This is a genomic window from Kiloniellales bacterium, assembly GCA_030064845.1.
GTDB lineage: Bacteria > Pseudomonadota > Alphaproteobacteria > Kiloniellales > JAKSDN01 > JASJEC01.
Genome location: JASJEC010000084.1, coordinates 1 through 23,856, shown reverse-complemented (window position 1 = coordinate 23,856; position 23,856 = coordinate 1). Strand labels below are relative to the sequence as shown.

Annotated in this window: 24 protein-coding genes; 14 read left to right on the top strand and 10 right to left on the bottom strand. The window is 65.6% G+C overall.

Translation table 11 applies throughout. The features are described 5' to 3' along the window. Positions 1-225: hypothetical protein (locus QNJ67_20680; GenBank protein MDJ0611403.1), on the top strand; the 225-nt coding region annotated here is incomplete at its 5' end. A gap of 55 nt (positions 226-280) precedes the next feature. On the opposite strand, the gene QNJ67_20675 is transcribed toward QNJ67_20680, so the two are convergent. Beyond that, positions 281-637 (bottom strand): hypothetical protein, encoded by a 357-nt coding sequence (locus tag QNJ67_20675; protein ID MDJ0611402.1) that lies wholly within the window; start codon positions 635-637, stop codon positions 281-283. 260 nt (positions 638-897) lie between these two features. On the opposite strand from QNJ67_20675, the gene QNJ67_20670 reads away from it, so the two are divergent. Together QNJ67_20670 and QNJ67_20665 are read left to right on the top strand one after the other, a co-directional pair. Continuing rightward, positions 898-1,200: a hypothetical protein gene (locus QNJ67_20670; GenBank protein ID MDJ0611401.1), complete on the top strand. Its 303-nt coding sequence runs from the start codon at positions 898-900 to the stop codon at positions 1,198-1,200. A 143-nt stretch (positions 1,201-1,343) separates the two neighbouring features. Next, a complete protein-coding gene (locus tag QNJ67_20665; protein ID MDJ0611400.1) occupies positions 1,344-2,261 on the top strand; it encodes a DMT family transporter in 918 nt (305 codons plus the stop codon). 155 nt (positions 2,262-2,416) lie between these two features. Here the strand turns inward: QNJ67_20665 and QNJ67_20660 are convergent, their stop codons facing one another. Then, entirely contained in the window at positions 2,417-3,619 is a 1,203-nt protein-coding gene (locus tag QNJ67_20660) for a Xaa-Pro peptidase family protein (GenBank protein MDJ0611399.1), read from the bottom strand. 276 nt (positions 3,620-3,895) lie between these two features. Between QNJ67_20660 and QNJ67_20655 the strand changes: the two genes are divergently transcribed. Beyond that, positions 3,896-5,602, top strand: coding sequence for a glutamine--tRNA ligase/YqeY domain fusion protein (locus QNJ67_20655; protein ID MDJ0611398.1), 1,707 nt, complete (start codon positions 3,896-3,898; stop codon positions 5,600-5,602). Here the strand turns inward: QNJ67_20655 and QNJ67_20650 are convergent. The 3 genes from QNJ67_20650 to QNJ67_20640 are packed head-to-tail and all read right to left on the bottom strand — an operon-like array spanning position 5,599 to position 7,080. Then, on the bottom strand, positions 5,599-6,057 hold the full coding sequence (locus QNJ67_20650; GenBank protein MDJ0611397.1) for a hypothetical protein: 459 nt from the start codon (positions 6,055-6,057) through the stop codon (positions 5,599-5,601). The two genes, QNJ67_20655 and QNJ67_20650, sit on opposite strands and share 4 nt — an antisense overlap. After that, entirely contained in the window at positions 6,054-6,575 is a 522-nt protein-coding gene (locus QNJ67_20645) for a hypothetical protein (protein MDJ0611396.1), read from the bottom strand. The genes QNJ67_20650 and QNJ67_20645 overlap by 4 nt, the downstream gene beginning before the upstream one ends. Positions 6,576-6,624: 49 nt before the next feature. After that, on the bottom strand, positions 6,625-7,080 hold the full coding sequence (locus QNJ67_20640; GenBank protein MDJ0611395.1) for a hypothetical protein: 456 nt from the start codon (positions 7,078-7,080) through the stop codon (positions 6,625-6,627). 195 nt (positions 7,081-7,275) lie between these two features. Here QNJ67_20640 and QNJ67_20635 point away from each other — a divergent pair, with 195 nt between their 5' ends. Beyond that, positions 7,276-7,575, top strand: a complete 300-nt coding sequence (locus QNJ67_20635) for an HlyU family transcriptional regulator (GenBank protein ID MDJ0611394.1) — start codon at positions 7,276-7,278, stop codon at positions 7,573-7,575. A gap of 235 nt (positions 7,576-7,810) precedes the next feature. Then, positions 7,811-9,043 carry an MFS transporter gene (locus tag QNJ67_20630; protein ID MDJ0611393.1) on the top strand — a complete coding sequence of 411 codons (1,233 nt, stop codon included), beginning with the start codon at positions 7,811-7,813 and terminating at the stop codon, positions 9,041-9,043. 5 nt (positions 9,044-9,048) lie between these two features. Here QNJ67_20630 and QNJ67_20625 read toward each other — a convergent pair whose 3' ends face one another. Both QNJ67_20625 and QNJ67_20620 read right to left on the bottom strand, forming a co-directional pair. After that, the gene (locus QNJ67_20625; GenBank protein MDJ0611392.1) at positions 9,049-10,590 is read right to left on the bottom strand and encodes a hypothetical protein; all 1,542 of its coding nucleotides are present in this window, start codon (positions 10,588-10,590) and stop codon (positions 9,049-9,051) included. Beyond that, positions 10,587-11,387 carry an ABC transporter ATP-binding protein gene (locus QNJ67_20620; GenBank protein MDJ0611391.1) on the bottom strand — a complete coding sequence of 267 codons (801 nt, stop codon included), beginning with the start codon at positions 11,385-11,387 and terminating at the stop codon, positions 10,587-10,589. Before QNJ67_20620 ends, QNJ67_20625 begins: the two co-directional genes overlap by 4 nt. A 391-nt stretch (positions 11,388-11,778) precedes the next feature. On the opposite strand from QNJ67_20620, the gene QNJ67_20615 reads away from it, so the two are divergent. The 6 genes from QNJ67_20615 (at position 11,779) to QNJ67_20590 (ending at position 17,417) form a co-directional block, all read left to right on the top strand. Then, the gene (locus tag QNJ67_20615; GenBank protein MDJ0611390.1) at positions 11,779-12,471 is read left to right on the top strand and encodes an aspartate/glutamate racemase family protein; all 693 of its coding nucleotides are present in this window, start codon (positions 11,779-11,781) and stop codon (positions 12,469-12,471) included. A gap of 98 nt (positions 12,472-12,569) precedes the next feature. Then, entirely contained in the window at positions 12,570-13,064 is a 495-nt protein-coding gene (locus QNJ67_20610) for a lactoylglutathione lyase family protein (GenBank protein MDJ0611389.1), read from the top strand. Positions 13,065-13,127: 63 nt separating this feature from the next. After that, entirely contained in the window at positions 13,128-13,964 is an 837-nt protein-coding gene (locus QNJ67_20605; GenBank protein MDJ0611388.1) for a 3-methyl-2-oxobutanoate hydroxymethyltransferase, read from the top strand. Positions 13,965-14,267: 303 nt separating this feature from the next. Beyond that, on the top strand, positions 14,268-14,987 hold the full coding sequence (locus QNJ67_20600; protein ID MDJ0611387.1) for an adenylate/guanylate cyclase domain-containing protein: 720 nt from the start codon (positions 14,268-14,270) through the stop codon (positions 14,985-14,987). Between the two features lie 286 nt (positions 14,988-15,273). Next, positions 15,274-16,998 (top strand): peroxidase family protein, encoded by a 1,725-nt coding sequence (locus tag QNJ67_20595; GenBank protein ID MDJ0611386.1) that lies wholly within the window; start codon positions 15,274-15,276, stop codon positions 16,996-16,998. Positions 16,999-17,048: 50 nt separating this feature from the next. Then, complete coding sequence (locus tag QNJ67_20590; GenBank protein ID MDJ0611385.1) at positions 17,049-17,417, top strand: hypothetical protein; 369 nt, start codon at positions 17,049-17,051, stop codon at positions 17,415-17,417. A gap of 12 nt (positions 17,418-17,429) precedes the next feature. Here the strand turns inward: QNJ67_20590 and QNJ67_20585 are convergent, their stop codons facing one another. From QNJ67_20585 to QNJ67_20575, 3 genes are all read right to left on the bottom strand, one after another. Continuing rightward, entirely contained in the window at positions 17,430-19,478 is a 2,049-nt protein-coding gene (locus tag QNJ67_20585) for a BTAD domain-containing putative transcriptional regulator (GenBank protein MDJ0611384.1), read from the bottom strand. Between the two features lie 97 nt (positions 19,479-19,575). Beyond that, positions 19,576-21,003 carry a YcaO-like family protein gene (locus tag QNJ67_20580; GenBank protein ID MDJ0611383.1) on the bottom strand — a complete coding sequence of 476 codons (1,428 nt, stop codon included), beginning with the start codon at positions 21,001-21,003 and terminating at the stop codon, positions 19,576-19,578. Between the two features lie 57 nt (positions 21,004-21,060). Then, positions 21,061-22,347: a Coenzyme F420 hydrogenase/dehydrogenase, beta subunit C-terminal domain gene (locus tag QNJ67_20575; GenBank protein ID MDJ0611382.1), complete on the bottom strand. Its 1,287-nt coding sequence runs from the start codon at positions 22,345-22,347 to the stop codon at positions 21,061-21,063. A gap of 116 nt (positions 22,348-22,463) precedes the next feature. Between QNJ67_20575 and QNJ67_20570 the strand changes: the two genes are divergently transcribed. Next, positions 22,464-23,453: a membrane dipeptidase gene (locus QNJ67_20570; protein ID MDJ0611381.1), complete on the top strand. Its 990-nt coding sequence runs from the start codon at positions 22,464-22,466 to the stop codon at positions 23,451-23,453. A gap of 158 nt (positions 23,454-23,611) precedes the next feature. Continuing rightward, positions 23,612-23,856 (top strand): hypothetical protein (locus QNJ67_20565; GenBank protein ID MDJ0611380.1); only part of this gene is annotated, 245 nt, incomplete at its 3' end.

The following is a 23,856-nucleotide window of genomic DNA, read 5'->3' as shown; positions in this document are numbered from 1 at the left end:
CCTCTCGAGGCGCTGCCGCCCCTGCCCGAGGAATGCGCCTACTCCGAGATCGTCAACAAGCGGCCATGGCTCGATCGACGCAAGCAGAACGCCCTCTGCCCCTGTAAGGACCCATACCTCTGCGCACCCACGGACTGGTTCCAAGACAAGCCCATTGGGAAGCCCGACAAATCATTGGGCGCCAACTCCCGTGACTGGCGTCGTACCTCGAGGGTTGGTCGTTGAACAAACCATAGGACATCATCGACCTAGCACCGCGAACGGCGCGGCTACCGCCGGCTCAAATGAACGACACTTTGACCTTGTTCCCCTCTCGCCAGAGGACCCTGCAGTCGTGCTTTTCGCTCGGTGCGAGCTTCAGGGTGAAGCAGTCGGGCAGGTCCTTCATGTGAAGGGGCAGGCGGATGTCGGCGCCGACTTGGGACACCTTCAGGACCATGCCGTTGACCGCGCTGTCGCCGAACTCGATCTCGCAGGCCCTTATGCCCTTGGCCTGACGTCGGCGCTCTCTCGTGACGGTCTCGCGCGAGGGCGCCGTGACGACCTCCTCGGGCTCGACCGGCGGCCGTGACCGGGCGAAGGGCGGCAGCAGCCGCTCGAAGAAATCGGCAAGGGCGTACCAGATGTCCTGCAGCATCGCGTCACCTCGTCACGTGCGAGCGCCTGCCTGTGACTTAATTCTTGTTTCCCATCGGCCACTGCACACGAACCGACGGACACTCCAGATGCTGAAGCACCAGGCCTAAGGACCCGAAAACAGACTTGGTAAACGCGGCAACCGTACAATTTTCGGACAATTCCCCGCCCGACGGTCTTTATTGCCGCCCGGCGTGTGGAAGGGCTCTGCAGGAAATTCGAGCCCAAGACCCGGCCCTTCGGCGGTACTATGATGCCCCCATGGATCTGGACACTTTCCAGGCCTCGCTCGCCGAGGCGGAGCCGCCTGCGCTGAGCGCCGCGCTGCAGGCGCTGTGGTGGGAGGCCAAGGGCGACTGGCATAGGGCCCACGAGGTCGCGCAGCGCGACAAGGGGCGCGACGGCGCCTGGGTGCACGCCTACCTGCACCGGGTCGAGGGCGACCTCTCCAACGCCCGCTACTGGTACCGCCGGGCCGAACAGCCCGAGTGCCTCGAGCCGACCGCCGCCGAGTGGGACGCGATCGCTGCAGCGCTTCTCAAGAAACCTGGAGCTCTTGATTAAGTTCATCCTTCGACAAAGGGGCGTAGGCCCGGCGCTACGCGCGGATGAGGGAGCTTTCTTGATACAGGTCACCCTCACCCTGAGCTTGTCGAAGGGTGATGGCGCCGGCTAAGCACTTTCTCGCCAGCCTGCTAGACTAAGCCATGACCTCCCGGCCTCTCGACACGCCCCGCACGCCGCAGCGCGCCCTCGTCACGGGGATCGCGGCGGTCTGCTGCGCCGTGTTCGGCTTCTCGGTCGCCGATACCCTGGCCAAGTGGCTGGGCCAGGAAGGCTTCACCTCGTTCCAGATCGTCTTCTTCCGCTACCTCTTCGGCCTGCTGCCGGTCGCCGTCTTCGTCTGGCACGCCGGCTTCGCCGCGCTGCGCACCCGGCGGCCGCTCGCCCACGGCCTCAGGGCCTGCCTGCTCTTCGTCGCGCTTAGCTGCTTCTTCGCCGGGCTCAACTACTTGCCGCTGGCCGAGGCCATCGCGATCGCCTTCCTGGCGCCGCTCTTCACCACGGCGCTGTCGCGCCCGGTCCTCGGCGAGCCGGTCGGCCCGCGGCGCTGGGGCGCGGTGCTGTTCGGCTTCGCGGGCGCGCTGATCATGCTGCGCCCGGGCACCGCGGCCTTCCAGCCCGAGGCGCTGCTGATCGTCGCCTCGGCGCTCTGCTTCTCCAGCGCCATGCTGCTGACCCGGCGGATCGCGCCGACCGAGACCAACGTCGCCATCCTGGCCTACTCGACGCTGGGCGCCGGCCTGGCCAGCCTGCCGTTCCAGGCCTTCGTCTGGCAGCCGCCCGAGCCCGGCCACCTCTGGGTCTTCCTGACGCTCGGCCTGATCGGCGGCGTCGCCGCCTACTTCATGATCGTCGCCTACCGCAACGCCCCGGCCGCGGTGATCGCGCCCTTCGACTACACGGCGATGATCTGGGGCGCACTGTTCGGCTGGGTCTTCTGGCAGGAGCGGCCCGAGGCGATCGTCATCCTCGGCGCGGTCCTGATCGCGGCCGCCGGCCTCTACATCACGCGGCGCGAGGCCAAGCTCGGGCGGCAATCCGCGCCCGGCAAGGGGGCGTGACGGGCGGCGGCTTGGCCGGTCTTAAAGGGCCTCTGAGTCCTTGATCACCGTCATGCTTCGACAAGCTCAGCATGAGGGTATCTCTTGGAAACATTTCCCCCTCACCCTGAGCGTGTCGAAGGGTGATGGTGCTGGCTGGGCACCGCACCCCGCCTTCACGCCCAGTCGTCCTCCAGGGGATAGTCCGAGAGCAGGACGGGGCCGGCGGCAGAGATCCAGACCGGCTGCTCCAGCTTGACGCCCTCGTACCCGCCCTCGGCGCCGACGTAGCTCTCGACGCAGACCACCATGTCCTCCTCGAAGACGCCGTCGTAGGCGCCCCACTCGGCGTCCTCGGGATACCAGATCAAGGGATACTCCACGCCGAGGCCGCAGCCGTGGGCGACGTCGGCGTAGCGGTTGGCGAGGTAGGGCTCGGGCAGCGCAAAGGACTTCTCGGCGTACTCCATGAAGCCCGCGCCGGGCCTGAACAGGGCCATGTTGTGCTCGAGCTGGCGGCGCGACATGTCGTAGAGCCGGCGCTGGTCGTCGCTCGGCCGGGTCTCGCCGATGGTCCAGGAGCGCGAGATGTCGTTGTAGAAGCCGTAGGGGCCGATCAGGTCGGTGTCGAAGGACAGCAGGTCGCCCGCCTCGACCACCCGGTCGCTGGTCTCCTGGAACCAGGGGTTGGTGCGCGGCCCGGTGGCGAGCAGTCGGGTCTCCGGGTACTCGCCGCCCCGGGCGATCGAGGCCCCCAGGAGGGCGCCCAGGATCTCCGACTCGCGCAGGCCCGGCCGGGCCGTCGCGCGCATCTCGGCGACCGCCGCCTCGCAGCTCGCCAGGGAGTGCTTGAGGGCGCGGATCTCCTCGCGCGACTTGATCGCCCGGGCCCGCTCCATCACCGCCTTGCCGTCGGCCAGCGCGACCCCCTCGGCCTCGAGCGCCCGGACCAGCGGCAGGTCGGCCCGGTCGAGCGCCAGGCGGCCGCCCCCGGCCGCGCGCAGCAGGTCGCCCAGCTCGGCGGCCAGGCGCCCGGCCATCTCCTCGCCGCGCGGGCCGACCATCATGAAGTCGAAGGCGAGCGAGGGCCGGACCTCGCCCACGGTCTCGAGCGCGGCGGCGAGGTGCGCGGCGCTGGGCAGCTCGAAGAAGACCACGGGCCCCGCCGCCGGCACGAGGGCGTAGCGGCAATAGTTGTGCATGGTCCAGACCTGCATGTTCCGGCTGCCGGTCGCGTAGCGCAGGTTGACGGGATCGAACAGCAGGATCGCGGCGAGATCGCGCGCCGCCAGCTCGGCCTGGACCCGGCCGAGCCGATCGAGCCGGATGGCCGCCTCGTCGATCGGGCTGTCGTCGCGCAGGAAAGTCCTGTCGGTCATTCGGTCCAAAGCCTCCGAGGCCGAGCGGGCCGTACCCGCGTCCCAGTCATGCACGGGGCGGGCCGCCAAGTCCAATCCCTTGGCGCGACCGGTCTTTTCTGGCAGACAGTGGCCGCCGATCTTCAGTAGAGCCTCAAGCGGCACCATCACCCTTCGACAGGCTCAGGGTGAGGGCGGGGTGCCTCGAGCACATAACCTCATCCTGAGCTTGTCGAAGGATGAACGTGATCACGGGCACGGGCGTTTGTCCCCGGCCCGCCAGCGGAGTCGAGGGCCATGAACGACGCCGAGACCGGAACCGACAAGGAAGCCAAGCGCGACTTCATCCGCGACATCGTGCGCGCCGACCTGGAGGCGGGCCGCCACCAGACCGTGGTGACGCGCTTCCCGCCGGAGCCCAACGGCTACCTGCACATCGGCCACGCCAAGTCGATCTGCCTCAACTTCGGCGTCGCCGGGGAGTTCGGCGGCACCTGCTTCCTGCGCTTCGACGACACCAACCCGGTCAAGGAGGAGGAGGAGTACATCCGGTCGATCGAGGCCGACGTGCACTGGCTCGGCTTCGACTGGGGCGAGAACCTGACCTTCGCGTCGGACAACTTCGAGACGCTCTACGCCTGGGGCGAGCACCTGATCGAGACGGGCAAGGCCTACGTCGACGACCTCTCGGCCGACGAGATCCGGGAACACCGCGGCACCCTGACCGAGCCGGGCCGGAACAGCCCCTACCGGGACCGTCCGGCCGCCGAGAGCCTCGACCTGTTCCGGCGCATGAAGGCCGGCGAGTTCCCCGACGGCGCGCGGGTGCTGCGGGCCAAGATCGACATGGCCGCGGGCAACATCAACATGCGGGACCCGGTGCTCTACCGCATCCTCCACGCGGCGCACCCGCGCACCGGCGACCAATGGTGCATCTACCCGACCTACGACTTCGCCCACGGCCAGTCGGACGCCATCGAGGGCGTGACCCACTCGCTCTGCACCCTGGAGTTCGAGGACCACCGGCCGCTCTACGACTGGCTGATCGAGCACCTGCCGGTGCCGTCCATACCGCGCCAGTACGAGTTCGCGCGCCTCAACCTGAGCCACACCGTGCTGTCCAAGCGCCGCCTGATCCAGCTGGTCGAGGAGGGCCATGTCGAGGGCTGGGACGACCCGCGCATGCCCACCCTGGCCGGCCTGCGGCGGCGCGGCATCCCGCCGGCGGCGATCCGCGACTTCGCGACCCGGATCGGCGTGACCAAGAGCCACAATGTGGTCGAGTTCGCCTACCTGGAGCACTGCGTGCGCGAGCTCTTGAACAAGACGGCCCAGCGGCGCATGGCGGTGCTGCGGCCGCTCAAGGTGGTGATCGAGAACTACCCCGAGGGCCAGACCGAGACCCTGGAGGCGGTCAACAACCCGGAGAACGAGGCCGACGGCACGCGCGAGGTGCCCTTCGGCCGGGTCCTCTACATCGAGCGCGAGGACTTCATGGAGGACCCGCCCAAGAAGTTCTTCCGCCTGGCGCCGGGGCGCGAGGTGCGCCTGCGCTACGCCTACTTCATCACCTGCCGGGAAGCGGTCAAGGACGAGACCGGCGAGGTGGTCGAGCTGCGCTGCACCTACGACCCGGAGACCCGCGGCGGCAACGCGCCGGACGGGCGCAAGGTCAAGGCGACCCTGCACTGGGTCGCGGCCGACAAGGCGATCCCGGCCGAGGTCCGGCTCTACGACCACCTCTTCGCCGTCGCCGATCCCGGCGCCAAGGGCGACGTGCTGGACGATCTGAACCCCGACTCCCTCGAGGTGCTCGACGGCTGCCGGCTGGAGCCGGCGCTCGCCGAGGCGCCGGACGGCGAGGCCCTGCAGTTCGAGCGCCAGGGCTACTTCTGCAAGGACCCGGATTCGAGCGCCGGCAAGCTTGTCTTCAACCGGACCATGACCCTGCGCGACCTCTGGGCCAAGATCCAGGCGCAGGAAGGCCGGAAGGGCAAGGGCTAGACTCTTTCCTCAGGGTATTCCGCACGGACCGTTTCCGCTCGCGGCCGCGGGTCCAGAGACGCTTCGAGTGCGATCAGCTTCATTTCCTTCTGGATGTCTTCTTTCAGAAACTGGACCCAAGAATTGTAGTTCGCGTGAATGTTCTCTCCGTCGTAGCCCAGGTTGCGGCTGTCCTTGTAGCTGATCGAGAAGGTCTTCCTGTCGAAGTAGATGTCGACGATCGCGGTATGCTTGTCCCTTACTTCGACCTGGGCCACCAGGTGACCCGGCCCGACCTCGGTCATCTCCCAGTCCCGCTTGAAACCCGCCCTCATGATGCTCTTCTTGATGCGCTCGAGGCTTACGCCCTCGGGCACGTTGAGCGGCGCCGAGTCGACGTTCTCGACCGGCGCGGACCGGCAACCGCCGAGGGCGAGAAGGAGTACGATCACGGATAGTCCGATAAGGCGCGTCACGTTTTTCCCCCCTTGTTCGAAATTCGAGCGGTCCATATCCAGTCCGGTTTTTTCCGCCGGACTCTAACCCCCGGCTGTTGCACCATGCCAGAGTCATTTCCGGCGCGCGCCGGCGATCCGCCGCGCCCGATGGCGCGCATCTCGCGCTGGATCCCGCTTCTCAGGCTCATGACCCACTGGTTGTAGTTCGGGTGAATCAGGCCGCGTCGGGCGTCGAAGTTGAGGTTCTCGCTGTACCTGTACTGGATCGAGAAGACCCGGGTATCGAAGAAGATGTCGGCCGCGGCCCGGTGCCGGCCCCGCACCTCGATCTCCGCCACCAGGTGGCCCGGCGCGATCTCCGTCATCCGCCAATCGCGGAGCGCACCGGCGCGCACGATGCCGGTCGTCACCTCTTCCAGCGTCACGTCGAGCGGCGCCATGAGGAGCGCCTGGTCGACGTTCCGGACCGGCGCCGAGCGGCAGCCCGCCATGGCGAGAAGGGCCAGGACCAGGACCAGTCCGATCGGGCGCGTCACGTCGCTTCTTCCTCTCGTGGCCGTCTTCGCGCAACCGCGCCGGCGGCGATCAGGCGAACCGCCGCGCCGGCACGAGGTCTCGCGGGACCCGCGTGCGCAGCGCCGGCGGCTGGCCCGGCTTCAGGGCGCGCATCTGCTTCTGGATCTCCGCCTTCAGGAAGCTGACCCACTTGTTGTAGCGCGTGTGTATCGTTCTGCCGTTGTATCTGAGGTTGACGCTGTCCTTGTAGACGATCGAGAAGGCCTCGGTGTCGAAGAAGATGTCGACCCGGGCCTGGTACCGGCCGCCCACCAGGAGCCTGGCCTCGAACAGCCCGGGCCTGATCTCGCGCATCTCCCAGCCTTGGATGAGGCCCGCGCGGATGACCGCGTCCGCGACGTCTTCGATCGTGGCGAACTCCGGCGCCGCCAGGGGCGCCGACTCGATGTTCTGCACCGGCGCCACGCGACAGGCCGCCAGGGCCAGCAGGGCGAGGAGCGCGGTAAGTCCCATCAAGCGCGTCACGTCGCTGTCTCCTTAATGGCGGCGCCCTGCGCCGAACACCCGCCCCGAGCCTACCACTCGGCCGGGCGGATCACTAAGGGATCTCGTTCGATCGGCAGGCCCGAGGGAATCCCCGAGGGAAATTCATGACCGCGCCCCGCGCGCAGGCTACACTGAGGTCTATGAACGACTTAGAAGAGGTTTGAGAGGCACGCCATGGCTTTGGGCAAGTTGCTCCGCGCCCTCGTCGGCGGCGGCGAGGCGAAGGAAGCGGCGGCCGGGGGAACCGCCTTCGAGTATCAGGGCTATATCATCCGGGCGACGCCCCGGCGCCAGGGCGCGCAGTGGCTGACAGTCGGCGTCATCGCCAAGGAGATCGACGGCGAGCTGAAGGAGCAGAGCTTCATCCGCGCCGACACCCACCCGACTCGCGAGGACGCCGAGAACTGCGCCATCGGCAAGGCCAAGAACATCATCGACCAGCAAGGCGAGGATCTCTTCGGGCGCAATCCCTAGAGCGGATCGCCTTTAAGGTTCCGATCCCCAGTTTCCTATGATCGGCCGCGTAGCGCCCCCTCACCCCGGCCCTCTCCCCCAAACTGGGGGAGAGGGAGTGCCGTGGCGCCGTCCCTTTTTCCCCCTCTCCCCCGCGTCGGGGGAGAGGGGGGCGAAGCCCGGCGCTACGCGCGGGTGAGGGGGTGTAAACGCCGATTGGCTTGATCTCTCGCCCTTCATCGGCCACAGCCTAGCCATGTCTTCGCCACTCGCTGCGCCCTCGACCTTGGCCTTCCTGCGCCTGGAATGGCGGTTCCTGCTGTTCGGGCTGCTGGTCGCCTTCTGGTCGAGCCCGGGCCAGACCTTCGTGATCTCGCTGTTCGGCGCCCGCATCCGCGAGGAGTTCGGCCTGAGCCACGGCGACTTCGGCGCGCTCTACATGGTCGGCACCCTGGCCAGCGCGGCCCTGCTGCTGCCGGCCGGCCGCCTGATCGACCGCCTGCCGCTAGAGCGCTTCACCCGCTGGGTCGTGCTCGGAATGTCGCTCGCCGCCGGCGCCTTCTCCCTGGTGGCCGGGCCGCTGACGCTCTGCCTGGGTGTCTTCGCGCTGCGCTTCACCGGCCAGGGCCTGATGACCCACATCGCGCTGACCGCCATGGCGCGCCGTTACCGGCGGGAGCGCGGCCGGGCGCTGGCCGTCGCCGGCTTCGGCCATCCGCTCGGCGAGGCGCTCTTCCCGCCCCTGGTGGTCGCGGCGCTCGCCTTGATGGAGTGGCGGCTGGTCTGGCTGTTGCTGTCGCTGGCCGTCGCGCTCTGTCTCCTGCCGGCGCTGCCCGCCCTGCTGCGCCGGACCGGGTCTCAGGACGGCGCCGGCGCGAGCGCCCTGGGCGACGGCGGCCCGGGCGTGCGGGACTGGACCCGGGGCGAGATGTTGCGCGATCCCCGCTTCTACCTGCTGGTGCCGGCGGCCATGGCCCAGTCGGCGATCGGCACCGGGATCTTCTTCCACCAGGTGCACCTCGTGGCGGTCAAGGGCTGGGACCTGGCGTGGTGGAGCCTCTGCTTCAGCTTCTACGCGGCGGCCAGCGTCGGCGCGGGCCTCGCCGCCGGCTTCCTGATCGACCGCTTCGGCGGCAGGACCCTGGCGCCGCTCAGCCTGCTGCCCTTCGCGCTCTCGCTGCTGCTCTTCTCCCAGGCCGAGGCCGCCTTCCTGGCCGCGCCCTTCATGGTCCTGATGGGCCTCAGCGCCGGCGGCCACGGGAGCGTGCTCGCCGCCATGTGGGCCGAGCTCTACGGCACGCGGCACCTGGGCGCGATCCGGGCGGTGGCGGCCTGCCTGATGGTCTTCGGCTCGGCCCTGGGGCCACTCTTCATGGGCTGGCCGCTCGACGCCGGTGTCTCGCTCGCGGCGATCGCCCTCACCGGCCTGGCCCTGACGCTGCTGGCCTGCGCCCTGGCCGCGGCCGCGCTGTGGCGAGGCGATTCGTAGGCTGGTTAGCGCTCCTCGGGGTGGGGCCGGATCAGGTAGACGAAGACCAGCACCCAGACCGCGAGGACCGCGGCAATGATGGCGAAGCCCGAGCCGGCCGCCGCCATGCCGGCGGTCGCCGCCCAGAGCACCGAGGAGAAGGCTTCGGCGAAGGTCGCGACCCGCGACGAGGTCTGGCGGCGCCGGAAGGCGCTGCGCCGCGCCTGGGCGCGGAACCAGATCTGGATCATCGTGGCCGAGACCGAGGCGGCGGCGATGGTGATCGCCGCCCAGAAGGCCAGCATGGGGGCGGCCAGGGCGAAGCCGATCAGCAGCGGGGCGGTAATCATGGCCATGGCGAGCAGCACGGCCTCGATCTTGGCCAGGATGGCGGAGAGCCAGGTGACGGGCGCGGTGCCGATCAGGTCGGGCGCGTCCTCGCCCGAGACGGCGAGCCAGGCGAGGCCGCCGGCGAGCTGTCCAGAGGCCATGACCAGGACCGGCACCATCACCAGCAGCGTGCCGACGTCGGAGCCGAAGTTGCGCCAAAGCAGGAGCGCCGGCGGCAGCAGGTAGAGGACCTGCATCAGGCTCTGGGAGACCAGCCAGGGATCCCGCCACAGGAGCGTCCACTCCTTGCGGCGCAGCGCCCGGCGCGGCGAAGTGCGGCGGAAGCCGGCGGCGCCGCGGCGCGAGACCTTGCCGTCGAAGGCGACCCCCGAGGCCGCGATCACGTGCTCGCCGAAGCGGGTCGAGAAGGTCACGATGGCCGCGAGCAGGCAGGCGGCGCCGATCGCCGCGACCGCCACGAGCGCCGTGAGGTCGCCCATCGCGGCCCGCGCCGGCCACCAGAAGTAGCTGTCGATGCCGGGCAGCGCCGCGAGGAAGAGCTCGGAGCGCATGAACTCGAAGCGGGCGAAGGTGCCGGCCGACATGATCGCCACCGCCTGGATGCCGATCACGAAACCGGAGCCCACCACCGCCGCCACGATCTGGGCGACCAGCCGGGTCCGCTTGGGGCCGAGGGTGCGGAACAGGGCGATGGTCAGCGCCACGGCGCAGGCCGCCGAGAAGGCGCCCATGGCCAGCAGCACGCCGTAGGTCGCCAGCCAGTGCGGACCGTCCAGTACCACCAGGGTGTTGACGAAGGGGACGGCGAGCAGCAGCGAGAGCACGGTCGTGGTGATGCCGATGACGCCGATCCGGATCGCGAAGACGCGGCGCGACGAGGCCGGCGACGAGAGGATCAGCTCCAGGTCGTCGCGCGCGTAGAAGGCCCGGGTCACGTGCTCCATGGCCTGGGACATCATCAAGGTCCAGGACAGGAAGCCGCAGAAGGTCACGAACACGATGCGGCCGGCCTGCAGGTCGGCCCCGCTCGAGGTGTCGAAGAAGCGTCCGATGAAGTGATAGGCGAAGGCGTGGGCGACCACGGCGAGCACCACGAGGCCGAAGGCGACCAGCGGCTCGCGCCGGCGCTTGCCCGCCGTCATGATCGAGACCCAGTCGCGCCAGATCAGGTTCAGCTCATGGCGGGCGAACCAGGTGAGGGTCGCGGTCTGGCTCACGCCGCGTCGCTCTGCTCGGCCTGCGCTTCGGCTTGCTGTTCCGCCTGCTGTTCGGCGACCAGCTCGAGGAAGATGTCCTCCAGGCTGTGCCCGTCGGGGCTGCTGTCGCGCCCGGCCTGGCGGCGCAGCTCCTCGAGCGTGCCCTCGGCGATCAGGCGGCCCCGGTCGATCACGCCGATGCGCTCGGCCATGCGCTCGGCGACCTCGAGAATGTGGGTGGTCATGATCACCGTCACCCCGCCGCGCACCCGCTCCACCAGCACGTCCTTGACCTGGCGGGCGGAGCCGGCGTCCAGGCCGGTCAGCGGCTCGTCGAGGATGATCAGGCGCGGCTCGTGGACCAGGGCGCCGGCCAGCGCCACCTTCTGACGCATGCCCTTGGAGAAGCCTTGGCAGCGCTCGTGGGCGTGAGGGCCCAGGCCCAGCCAGTCGATCAGCTCGCGCGCGCGCCGCTCGGCCTCGTCGGCGTCGATGCTCCAGAGGCCGGCGACGAACTCCAGGTACTCGTAGGGCGTCAGCTTGTCGTAGATCATGGGTTCGTCCGACACCCAGGCCGTCACCCGCTTGGCTTCGATCGGATCGGCCAGCGCGTCGATGCCGAAGATCGACACGCTGCCCGCGTGGGGCTTGAGCAGCCCGGCGACGATCCTGAGCGACGTGGTCTTTCCCGCGCCGTTCGGCCCGAGCAGGGCGTAGAACTCGCCGGCGCGGACCGTCAGGTCGAGATGGTCCACGGCCGGGCGGTCGAAATACTTGGTCAGTCCCCTGATCTCCAGGGCATGGGCCGAATCGCTCATGCTAACCCCCTGTAATTCCAGAGCCCCTTGGCAATCGTCCTGCTATACAGCAACAAGGTTTCCGATCGCTGAATGCAGGCCGGGGATTGACTTGCCCGGCCGCTTCCGGGCCTTAACCATGTTCGCGACGCTACGCGTGGGCACGGAGGCCGCCAGGTCCGATCCGTCAACCGGGTTTGTCCCTGGCGAGACTGTGCCTGTGGCTGCGGGCTAAATCTCTCACCACAGAGAACACAGAGGAAAAACCAACACCCTTCCGGCGCGCTTTGCGCGCAAACAACTCTCTAGTTGGTTCTCTGTGCTCTCTGTGTCTCTGTGGTGAACCCTTTTTGGTTCTTTGCCGGGGCCGACGAGCAAAAGGGGCACCACAGCAGACCAAAGGAGCGGGAGCATGAAGACCATCGGCCTGATCGGCGGCATGAGCTGGGAGAGCACCGTCGTCTACTACCGGCTGCTGAACGAGCTGGCCCGGGAGCGCCTGGGCGGCCTGCATTCCGCCGAGCTGATCCTCTGGTCGTTCGATTTCGCCGAGATCGAGGCCCTGCAGGCGGCCGGCGACTGGGCCGCGGCGACCCGGCGCATGGTCGAGGCGGCCCGGCGGGTCGAGCAGGCCGGCGCCCAGTGCCTCCTGATCTGCACCAACACCATGCACAAGATGGCGCCCGAGGTGGAGGCGGCGGTCGAGATCCCCCTGATCCACATCGCCGACGCCACGGCGGGGGCGATCCGCCGGAGCCGGGCCGAGCGCCCCCTGCTGCTGGCCACGGCCTACACCATGGAGCAGGACTTCTACAAAGGCCGCCTGAAAGAGGCCCACGGCATCCAGGCCCTGGTGCCCGACGCCGCCGGCCGCAAGACCGTGCACGACATCATCTACGACGAGCTCTGCCGGGGCGTCGTCCGGCCCGAGTCCAAGGCCCGCTACCTGGAGATCGTGGCCGAGGGGCGGAACGCCGGCGCCGACGGCGTGATCTTCGGCTGCACCGAGGTCGGTTTGTTGATTTCCCCGGAAGACTTCGACATCCCGGCCTTCGACACCACCCGCATCCACGCCGAGGCCGCGCTCGATTTCGCGCTTTCGTGAGCGCGGCGGCACTCTCACTGCTTCGCGGCGCCCCCGTTTAGATTTCCTGTGCGCGCCCCCAGATGTTCAGCTTGTCAACGGGAGGAAGAGGAGACGGCATGACGACCTATCCAAGAACCTTTTCGCACATCGGGATCTCGGTACCGAGCGTGGAGAAGGCAGTCGCGTTCTACGGCGAGGTGATGGGCTGGTACCTGATCATGAAGCCGACCGAGATCACCGAGGAATCCGAGACGGCCATCGGACAGATGTGCATCGATGTCTTCGGCACGGGTTGGGGCTCCTTCAAGATCGCGCACATGTCGACCGGCGACCGGATCGGGGTGGAGATGTTCGAGTTCCCGAACAACGAGCCTCCCGGCGAGTTCGAGTATTGGAAGACCAGCACGTTCCATTTCTGCGTCCAGGACCCCGACATCGAAGGCCTGGTAGAGAAGATCGTGGCGCACGGCGGCAGGCAGCGCATGCCGATCCGCGCGTATTATCCCGGCGAGAAACCCTTCCGGATGTGCTACGTCGAAGACCCCTTCGGCCTCATCTTCGAGGTCTATTCCCACAGCTACGAGCTGACCTACTCACAAGGCGCCTACTAAGCAGAGCCCGGCGTTGGTAGCCTTGACGCGGTCCGGTGAGATGGCGATCAGGGGGGAGCAGTCATGAGAAGAATCTACGATTTCGCCCGGAGACCCGCGAAGCGGAACTACACGATCGCGGATCTGCAGGCGCTGAAGGGTTCGGGCCGGAAACTCAGCATGTCCAACCCGGCGAACGTCACCGAGGTTCGGGCCTGTGTCGAGGCCGGCATCGATCTGCTGGTCGTCTGGGAGAGCCAGATCGAAGAGGTTCGGCAGGTCGCGCCCCATCACTTCGCGGGGGTCGGCAGCACCTGGGCGCAGTTCGGCACCGCCGCAGAGATCATGGACCACGCCTTCGACATGATGCGCAAGGGCGGCGACATGTACTACACGCTCCGCTCCTATGACGTCATGGAGATGCTCGCCAAGGAAGGGGTTCCGGTGCAGAGCCACGTCGGCCTGATCCCGACCTTCAGTCACTATTGCGGCGGTCTGCGCGGCTGGGGTCGGACGGCCGACGAGGCGATGGAAATCTACCGCACGCTGAAGCGGATGGAGGATGTCGGCGTCTTCGCGGTCGAAGCCGAATGCATCGCCGAGGAGGTCCTGGAAGCCGTCAACCAGAAGACCTCGATCGTCACCTTTTCCCTGGGGTCGGGGATGGCCGGCGACGTCATCATGTCCTTCGTGGCCGATATCTGCGGTGAGGCGAGCGAGGAAGACAAGCCGCCGAAACACGCCCATGCCTTCGGCAACCTTCGCCGGCTGCACGATCAGATCTACGAAGAGCGAGTCGCCGCACTGAAAGCCTTCGACGACGAAGTCAAGGCGAAGAACTTTCCCTACGCGGAGACCAACATCTCGATGAAGCCGAACGAGAAGGAAAAGTTCCTGGAGGCGCTGGACAAGGCGTCATGAGTTGCGGCTCTCGCCACTCACCGCCCAGTGCGGATCTGCTCTGAGCCCATGAAGCAGGGCGCATTCACGCCTTAGGCCAGGTCGGCACCCGCCCGCCGCATCGCCGATACCGTCGGGGCAGACCTTGCAGCGGGCGATCTGCTCCGCCGAACAGTCTGCGCGCACATGACACCAACGCGAACCAGCCCAAAAAATAACGGCAGTTTCACGGTAGGTTCCCGACACATGGTTAAGTCTATTTCCACACCGACAATAGCGGTTGTGCCGCAAGGTGCTCCCAAACGGTCGAGGAAGGACGGACCAATGCTGGGCCGGACGCGTGACAGACTACCCGGGAACAACCATCCTTTGGCGAAAAGCACCGCGAAGGTGCTTCATGCTGGCTCTCGGAGCGGGACGGCAATTCAGGAGCTTCAGCACGTCGCTTCAAGAGTTGTCAGCCCGGTGCCTTGCCGTGTCCCTCGCTCCGTGGTCTTCGCAGATTTTGCCGACTACAGCAGGCTGACCGACCACCAGCTCCGCGGATTTCTGGAGCTCCTGGCGAACGTGGGCGATTCCCTGAATGCCGTTAGAACACCGGAGTCCTACATCAGGTCGATGGGCGACGGCATCTTTGCTGTCACGTTAAGAGCCGATGAAGCCATCAAGCTTGCTTTGACCCTGAACCGAGCGGTGGAGGAGGGAAACCTCTCTGTCTCGAGGCTAGAGGTAGCGATGCAGGTCCGTATCGCGTTGCACGCCGGACCGGTTATCTTGGCGCGAGATCCGGTGACCGGGTCGCCCGGTTACTACGGCAGAAACGTCACTCGCGCGGCGCGCCTGGAAAATGTAACCGCTCCAGGACGCATCTATGCGACCCGAGAGTTCGTGGAGTGCCTCGAGCGCGAAGCTCCAGAACGCACGCTCGATTTGTGGCCTGACGACTCGGGCTGGAGATTCAAATACCTGGGAGTCGTCGCCCTGCCCAAAAACTTCGGGAGCCAGAGCGTCTTCGAAGTTCGAACGTCACGGAGGGCGTCCTGAGGTGCTTAGGCATTCAGGTCAATGTTGGAAAGCGTGAAGCTAGGGAACCGGCTGGGCAAACGGTGAGACTGGCACTCGAGCCTCTTCAATAGCCATACCCGAAGGCAGATCCGGTATCGCCAGAGGCGATCCGACAAACCCGGTGGATCTGCTCCAACAGATTGATATCGAGCGGCTGTGATCCTGCCGGTTCGAGAATTCACGGTCGATTCACATGAAAACTGTTCCGATCGTCATCGTAACTAGGGGGCGCGTTCGCGCGACCCGCAAGTGAGGGGTAGGACCAATGCGACACGGCGGAGACTTACCGGAAACACTTTTTGAAGAAGCGTCTCGTGCGGAGAAGCTCGTTCATTCGCGCGGCTTTCGTGAAGCCGCGTCGAAAGAAGACCAGAGGAAATGCCGATTGCGAGAGCGTACGCCGAAGGACGAGGCCGAACGTGAGCGCGAACTGGCGAGGCTGGAGCGCCTTGCTCAAAAAATGTGGATCGACGGACGACGAATAAACGAAAAGGACGACAACTTCTCGATTCCGGCTGGCTATACCTATCTCGGTCAACTGATTGCCCACGACCTGACCTTCAATGCCTCACCTCTACCACAGCGTGCCGGTAAGCCCGGCGTTGCACCGAGCCTAGCCTCGGCTGCCCTCGACCTCGATTGCATCTACGCCGGACGGCCCGAGAAGCTGCCATCGCTGTATCAGGTCGAATTCCGGAACGGTGAAGAAGTGTTTCGCAAGCGGCTCCGTGTCGGAATGACCCGCCCGGACCTCGACCCGAGCGCCGCAGGCAAGAATGCTGAGGTCGATGTACCAAGGCCGGACGACCTCCCGAGAATCTGCATCGACAGCCCAGACAACACCGTAACCGACAAAGGAAAATACGATGGGCCGTCCGAGAAGTTGTGTCCCTATGACGCACTGATCGGAGACTCCCGAAATGAGGACAACCTCATTCTCTCGCAGCTTACCGTCTTGTTCCACAAGCTCCACAACAAGATCGTTGACCGCCTCGAGACTATGGGTGGCGGGCTTAGTGACCGAGATATCTTCAACACGGCGCGCGCCGTGACGGTCAAGTGCTATCAAACCATCATCGTCGAAGATTTTCTCATGCGACTCTTGGATGAAGAAGTTTACGAGACCTACAGAAACGAAAAGACCACGCCCAGCGATTTCACGCAGTTCAAGGGGCTCTTGCACAAGAACGCAAAAGCGGTCATTCCAATAGAGTTCTCTCTCGCCGCCTTTCGCTTCGGACATGCAATGGTGCGGCAGAAATACGCCCTGAACGAGACCTTCAAGGGCGAGAAGAGACAATCGATCGGGCGCTTGATGTCCTTCAGAGGCCCCTTGCCTTCCGACGACATACCGCTCACGAACAAATGGGTCATCGACGACTGGTCGAAGTTCTTTCCGGTGTTGAACGACAAGGGGGTCCCACAGGGGAAGGACTTCAACGCGAGCCGCCGGATAAGGCCAGCCTTCGCGGCAGATCTCTATCACAAGCGTTTTGATCCGATGCCGGCGCACAGAAAGGGACGCGCCCCCACGCCTGGCGAGCCCCATGGCGGCCTTCTCTATCGCGATCTTGCGCGCGGCTACGACATGGGATTGTCGAGCGGCCAGGAAATGGCCTGCGTCTTTGACGTCGCGGAGAATTCTCGCCTTTCGCAGAAAGTTATAAGGAAAGGTCTGGAAAGAACCTCACCTTCCGGCCCCAACGATCAGCCCCTCAGCGAGAGTGACGTTGACCAACTCGCGAAGGATACCCCGCTCCTCTACTATATTTTACGGGAGGCCGAGGTGCAGCACGGGGGCGAACGGCTTGGCACCCTAGGCTCCAGGATCATCGCCGAAGTCATCTTCGGGATTCTGAGGAACGACAGCGGCCCTGGAAGCCGGATCAGCAATCAAGAGATCGCCGCCATTTTTGCGGGGCAAGGGGTCCCAAAGGACATGCCTTCGCTGATTCGCTTCGTCAAATCCGGGAGTGGCGGCACGCCCTAATGTCGAGAAGGAAAATGGCTTTTAATCAGACATGAAAAAGGAGAAACCAGATGGCCGGTAAAATGCACATCGATAGTTACGAGAATGCTGGAAGGCTCTTCATCGCCTTGGCGAAGGGTGAACGGAAACTCCCCGAAACAACCAAACAAGCCGTTGTCCTTCTAGCAGATTTCGGTATCAAAGTGGAGGATTACGAGAACGTGGTATTTCACGTCAACGATTCAAAAACGTTACATCTCGTGGTGCCGAGCAAGGAAGACATTGCAAAGAGCGAAACCGAAGTAGGCCAAGAGGCCAAATACACATTCCCCCATGAGCACTACAAGAGTTTCTATTTGGGCTCTCCGCCGCCCAGGCCGAGCAATGAAGAAATGTTCAGGATCCGAATTGGCGACTACACGCTTGGAAAGTGTAAGTGACGCCCAAAAACCCTACTGTTTGACGCTGCTACGCGGCACGGGAAGGCCTGACAAGCGGAGGCCTTCCCGAAGCCGTTCCTGGACATCACTATCCTTGGTCGGAAAACTGTGCAGGTGCCAGGCGACGATTGCTTCGTCGGTACAGGGCGAGTTCCCCTTCCACCTCTCTCGAATGAATTTCAAGAAGTATGTGCCGGCCGCTTCTGCCTCTCGCCGGCGCCCGAGATGGGCGAGCGCCGCCGTCTTCAGGCCCGGCAGAACCGAGATCACGTCGGCCGCGAGCTCAGATGCTCGAACACTTCCTTCGTAATCCTTACAGATGAACAGCACACCGACGAGGTAACCCCAGTGAAATGCCGGCATCATAGGGTTTATCTTCACTGCGAGATCGGCAAGCTCCCGCGCCCTGTCATAGTCCCCGCAAAAGGCCAGGCCATGGGCGCAGGAGATGAGTGTCGTTGGGTTGTTTGAATTCAGATCATGGGCAAAGCCGTAGTGCAGCTCCGCTTGGTCGAACCGACCTCTCATGGCATAGGACCAAGCCAAAGCAAGTTGGCCGCGGGTGTCCAGGGGGTCTATCTCAACGGCCCTTTGTGCGAAGCCTTGCGCCTCCTGTTGCAAGGCCGGCGAACGGTAAAGGCCGGGAAACACGACATGGCGCGAGTTGAGGATTGAGGAGAGGCTGCTGTAGGCGGGCGCAAAGTCAGGCGTTTGACGTATGATCCTCCGGAAGATCTTTTCGGATTTCTGCTCGGTGATCGGATCCCAATGCTGGATCAGATCATGTCCCTTCAGCCACGCGTCATAGACTTCGAGCGGCAGATCTGGTTCCGCGACCTGTCTGGCGACGCGCTCGGCAGAAAGATAGACATTGAGCGCCACGGAAATACGCCGCACCAATGTTTGCTGGGCTACGAACCAGCGATCCAGGGTCAGCGTGAACCGCTCGCTCCAGATAAAGCGGCGGCTCGCGACGTCTTTCAAGGTGATGCTGAGCCACACAGTTTCCTGATCGGCGGAATAGGAACCCTCCAAGAGGTAGTCGACCGCTCCTTCAGCTGTCGCCGCATTCTGCATTTCGATCGGGTTCTCGGCCGTTACCCCGGCCTCGACGATGATCCACTCCCGGAAGCGGACCAGACACGCAATGAGCTCTCGGCGGAACCCGTCCACGACGTAGTGCGGCGATTTGGGTGAGTCGGAGCGAAAGAAATCCTCGATCCCGATCACCGGAAGACGGAGCAAGGGCGGCGCCTCCGTTACACCAGGTGACGCTGAAACAACGGCCGGTCTTTCGCCGAAATCAAATTTGCCGGATTTGACCTGAGCTATCAGGGACTGTGTTTCGTCTGCAGGCTCCATATCGTAGTCGTCACCCAACAGCTCCCAAAGCTCGTTGTACTGCCGGATTGCTGCAGCAACGTTCCCCTGCAACGCGTAGCATTCGATGAGGTGTCTCTGCGCCTCCTCGTGAGTGGGGTCAATGCTGGCAAGCGCCTCCGCAGCAGACTTGCGAAGCGTGGTTTGCTTGCTGCCGTCGCGCAGAATTTTCTGAAGCAAGTCGATCAGGTTGATGCGCCATTGCTGGCGAATTACGTGGATCCAGGCTGCGAAGGCTTGGTCGAGCGCCTCATAGCCGTAGAGAATGCGGTCCGGTTGTACGTGTCCTTGGGCTAACTCGAAATCGATTTGGCCGCTTTTAAGGTTTTCTGTAATCGCCTGAGAGTCCACCCGAAAATCTTCTATTGCGAGGACGATCTCCTGCCGCTCGGATTGAAGCCCGGTAAATCCAATTTCGGCGAAGGTGTGGCGAACCTGCTTCAGGCACTGGCGCAAAGAACCCCTGGCATGTTCCTCGCTTCTGTCGCTCCAAAGCAAGCCTGCCAGGCGTTCTCTTGTCTCACAACCATTGGGCTTAAGCGCGAGGTAAGCCAGTAAACCGCGGGCCTTTTTGCTCGTGACGTGGATGTGTCTCCCGCTCGCAGAAGCGAGATCGAACCCGTCAAGCACCCGCATGTGCAACAAATTGCCTGCAGCTTGCCTGCCTTCCAAGATTGCCATCCCAGACCCCTTCCCGATTCCGGGCTCGAACGGCCTGATTGAACGGCGAAATTCGCCTCTACTTGCCGTTTAAGCTTTGCACGTTGGCGAAACCAAATCAATCGAGGGGTGGCAATCCGCGCCACGTCTTGCTGTCAAAAAAAGGGTGGCGGGCAGTGCGTTTGAGCCGCTCGGTAATCCAGTCCGCCTTCGCCGACTGCAAGCCTGGAACGACCACCCGGACGGCGGGAATCCTTGTTTCCGGGCGGGTGAGATCGAGACTGTATGCTTCGTAACCGGCCCGGCGGACGGCCTCGTAACAGCGTCCCAAGGGCGCGTCATCGAGGGTGGGCCGCTCGGCCGCCGGGCACGCAGGCGGCTCGGCGGGCTTCAGCTGAGGAAATGCATTGATGTGCAACCGTCGCTCCCGCTCGAGGTGACGTAAGTCCGCCGCGTTGAGCGCCGCCGCGCCGCGCTGTTCCAGCTTGAGGTGGACGAGATCCTGGGCGATCTCCATCTGGCACATCTCGAGCGCCGCGCTTTTGGCCGCGGCCAAGGGGTCGAGGTCCGCTGCGAACCCGAAGACCACGCCGCTGCCGTCCGGCTCGGATGACAAGGCGGCGACGACGGGGATGTCGAGATCATTGGTCAGATCAAGAAACCAATCGACGCGCGAGTCCCGGCAACGGCACTTCGCCATGAATGCGCTCAGCGCTTGGCGTCGCGCCTCGTCGAGGTCAAAGCTGCCAACCACCCGGCCGCCATACCACCAGAGCGCCGTGGCGTCGCGCTCAACCAATTCCAGGAGCGCCCGGTACTGAGCGTCCTCCAACGTTGGGCCGGCCGCGCAGCCGTTGCTCTCCGCAGGACGAGGAGGCGGGTCTTCCATGTGCCCCCACCGACGGAGACAGAGGTCTGCCGGCACATGGATCTGCCGTCGTCCATCGAGGCTCGTCGCCGGCAACCAGTCCATCTGCCCCGCAGCGGGGACCGGGTCCAGGCCAATTGCCGCCTGCATCCACGCCAGATCGTCCTCGGTAACGGGGTTCTCGATGCCGCCAATCCCGGACAGCATGTCCGCCGGCGCGGCCCGGACGAGCGGCTCGTCGCCAAAGGGCAGCAAAGAGAGATACTCCGCCCCTTCGCCGATGCATCCTTCGAAGGCTTCACGCAGCGTCGTTCCCCTGCCGGCGAGTCCGACCAGGGGACCGTCAGGGGAGGCGAGACCGAAAGCGCTCGGCGCAATCTCACCCCCAAGGAAATAGGCACCAGGTGTCTTGGGTGAAGGCAAGGAAAAGACCCGCTCCAATCGTCCGGCCAAGGCCAAGAGAGCAAGGCGGTTCTCCCTTGTTGCTTGATCGCAACTCACTTCGCGGATGGCGCCGCCGCACTCCTCGCGATGCACGTAGCCGAGTTCGGCGAGGAGCTTCCGGGCTTCGCTCATGGTCTGGCCCGCACCCGGCGTGCTCTCCTTGCCGCGCGATGCCTCCTTATCTTCTCTTCCCGCTCTCGAGAGCAGGCGCTCCGCATCAGAGAAAAGGCTCATTCTCCTCCAATCCCCGATATCGCCTGGTCACCTCTCCCGCTCCGACCCGGATCCTTCTTAGGGCCGCTGGTTAGCGGCCGGCCTCGGCCGCGGCTCGCGGGTGCGGCCCTGCCGGGCGCGCAGGCGTGTGCCGCGGGCCTGGCGCAGGTTCTCGGCCACGCCATTCTCTCGCGCGAGCTCCGCGATCCTGAGCCGGCGGATGTCAGGCGTGAGCTGGCCTGCCGCCTTGAGGCCGGCGAAGCGCGCCCAGACGGCGTATTTCTTGGCCACCTGGTGGGGCTGGTAGAGATCGAGGTCACGCGGCCCGATCTCCCGTTCGACGGTCAGCGCCCCGTCGCGCACGGCGGCCTCGACGATCTCCTGGCCCACGGCGGTCCGGGCCAGGATCGCGTTGGTGCCCGGATCGCTCTCCAGGTCTTCCGGCGTGGGCGCGCCGCCGGGCCAGGTGTCGGCCGCGGCGATATCGGCCGCCTCGCCGATCCCGTCGGGACAGACCTTGCAGCGGAACGGCAGGCTCCAGGCGCTGTCGTCCTCGCCCCACATGTCTAGGTAGCTCTTCTCGATCGCCCGCCCGTCCCTGGTCTCGATCCGGGTCGGCCCGGGGCAGCCGTTGCCGCGGTAGGAGAAGGCGGCGACCTCCTTCTCCTCGAGGCCGAGCGACGCGAGGAACCGGGCCATGCCCGCTGGCTCCATGAAGCCGCCGCAGACCGGCACCATCATCACCCTGCAGAGCCGCTCCACCCTCGGGTCCAGCCGCGCCAGGTTGCGCACCGCCGCCACGTCGCAGGGCTTGCCGACGAAGGCGAAGGCCCGGCCCCGGTCCAAGACCTCGCGGAAGTCAAGGAGGGGCGCGGTCGGCCCGTAGCGCGAGCCCGCGCCCGCCAGCACGCTCGCCGCGTCGAAAGAGACATGGCGCTCGCCGAAGGTCGGATCGGTTCTGGAGGCCGCGACGTGCAGCACGAAGTCGACCATCCGGCTCTCGACCAGATAGGTCGCCAGCGCGGTCAGTACGCCGCCGGTCGAGCCGCGGTGACGCACCGCCGGGTCCGCGGCGTAGGCTCGCACCATGGACCGATAGGGTCCCCAAATCTTGTCGTGCTGCGTCTCGCCGTCGATAAGCGCCTCGGGCAGACCCTCGATGCGGGTGCCGGGGCAGGTCTCGTAGATGCGGTCGACGGTCTCCCGGTCGAGCGGCGCCCCGACCACCGGCCGCAGGTGACCTTCGGTCGTGCGCACGACCCGCACCCGCTCCGGCCCGGCCACGCTCTGGCAGAGGCCGCAGCCGATGCAGAGTCCTTCCTGGGCAATGCGGGTGAAGCGGTCGGCGGCGGGGTCTTCGGGCATGCCTGAGCAAATCACCTCTTGTTGGGCAGTTCATTCTGCCTGGGCCAGCCGTCGAGGCAATGCCCGCAAGGTGATGTTCTTGGCGGGACAAGGTGGCGCGTCTAAGGTCGGAAGCCATGAGTTCACCGCCTCCCCTCGTCATCGACGGCCTGCAGTACTGCAACTGGTCGGAAAAGGTGTTCCGCCAGATGCGGGACGGCGGGGTTTCAGCGGTTCACGTCACCATCGCCTACTGGGAGGACTTCCGCGAGACGGTCGAGCGGATCGTCGAATGGAACCGGCGCTTCGAGGCCTTCGGCGCGCTGATCCGGCCGGTGCGCACCGCGGCCGACGTCCGCGCGGCGGCCGAGGCCGGGCGCACCGGCATCCTCTTCGGCGCCCAGAACTGCTCGCCGATCGAGGACGACATCGGGCTGATTCCCGTGCTCCACGATCTTGGCCTGCGCTTCATGCAGCTCAGCTACAACAACCAGAGCCTGCTGGCGACCGGCTGCTACGAGGCCGAGGACCCGGGGATCACCCGCATGGGCCGCGAGGCGATCCGCGAGATGAACCGGGTCGGGCTGGTGGTCGACATGTCCCACAGCGCCGAGCGCTCGACCCTGGAGGCGATCGAGATCTCCGAGCGGCCGATCGCCATCACCCACGCCAACCCGGCCTTCTGGTGCCCGGCGCTGCGCAACAAGTCCGACGCCGTCCTGAAGGCGCTGGGCGAAAGCGGCGGCATGATCGGCTTCAGCCTCTATCCCCACCACCTCAAGGACAAGAGCGCCTGCACCCTCGAATCCTTCTGCGCCATGGTGGCGCGGACCGCCGAGCTGATCGGCGTCGAGCGCATCGGCCTGGGCTCGGACCTCTGCCAGGACCAGCCCGACTCCGTGGTCGAGTGGATGCGCAACGGCACCTGGACCAAGACCCTGGACTTCGGCGAGGGCTCGAAGGGGCAAGCGGGCTTCCCGGACCAGCCGCCCTGGTTCCGCGACAACCGGGATTTCGGCGGGCTTGCCGGGGGGCTGCGCGCGGCCGGGTTCAGCGAGGCGGAAGTCGCCAAGGTCATGGGCGAGAACTGGATGGCCTTTTTCGAGGCCTCCTTCGGGCCTGGCTAGCACACTGCTTGGCTTTCGGTTTCACCTTCATCTGTCATGCCCGGACCCCGCTTCGCGCCCTGCTACGCAGTCCGGGCATCCAGGGTCTCGGTTGCTCTGGATTGCCGGATCAAGTCCGGCAATGACAAAAGGGAGCGCGGGCCACTAGAGTCACCGGTATGAGCAAGCTGATCGGAAGACCGTCGAAGATCCCGAGCGTCGCGCTGCGCCCGCCGGAGACGGTGATGCGCCTGGAGCGCCTGGGCTCGGGCTTCCAGACACGGCTCAGCTTCATGCGCAGCCTGATTCGGCGCATGCACCGCGAGGGCTGGCGCATCGAGCGGAGCCGCTTCGACCTCGACGACCAGGGCTACGGCACGGTGGTCTACGCGGCCGTGACGCCGACGCGGCGCTACAGCCTGGT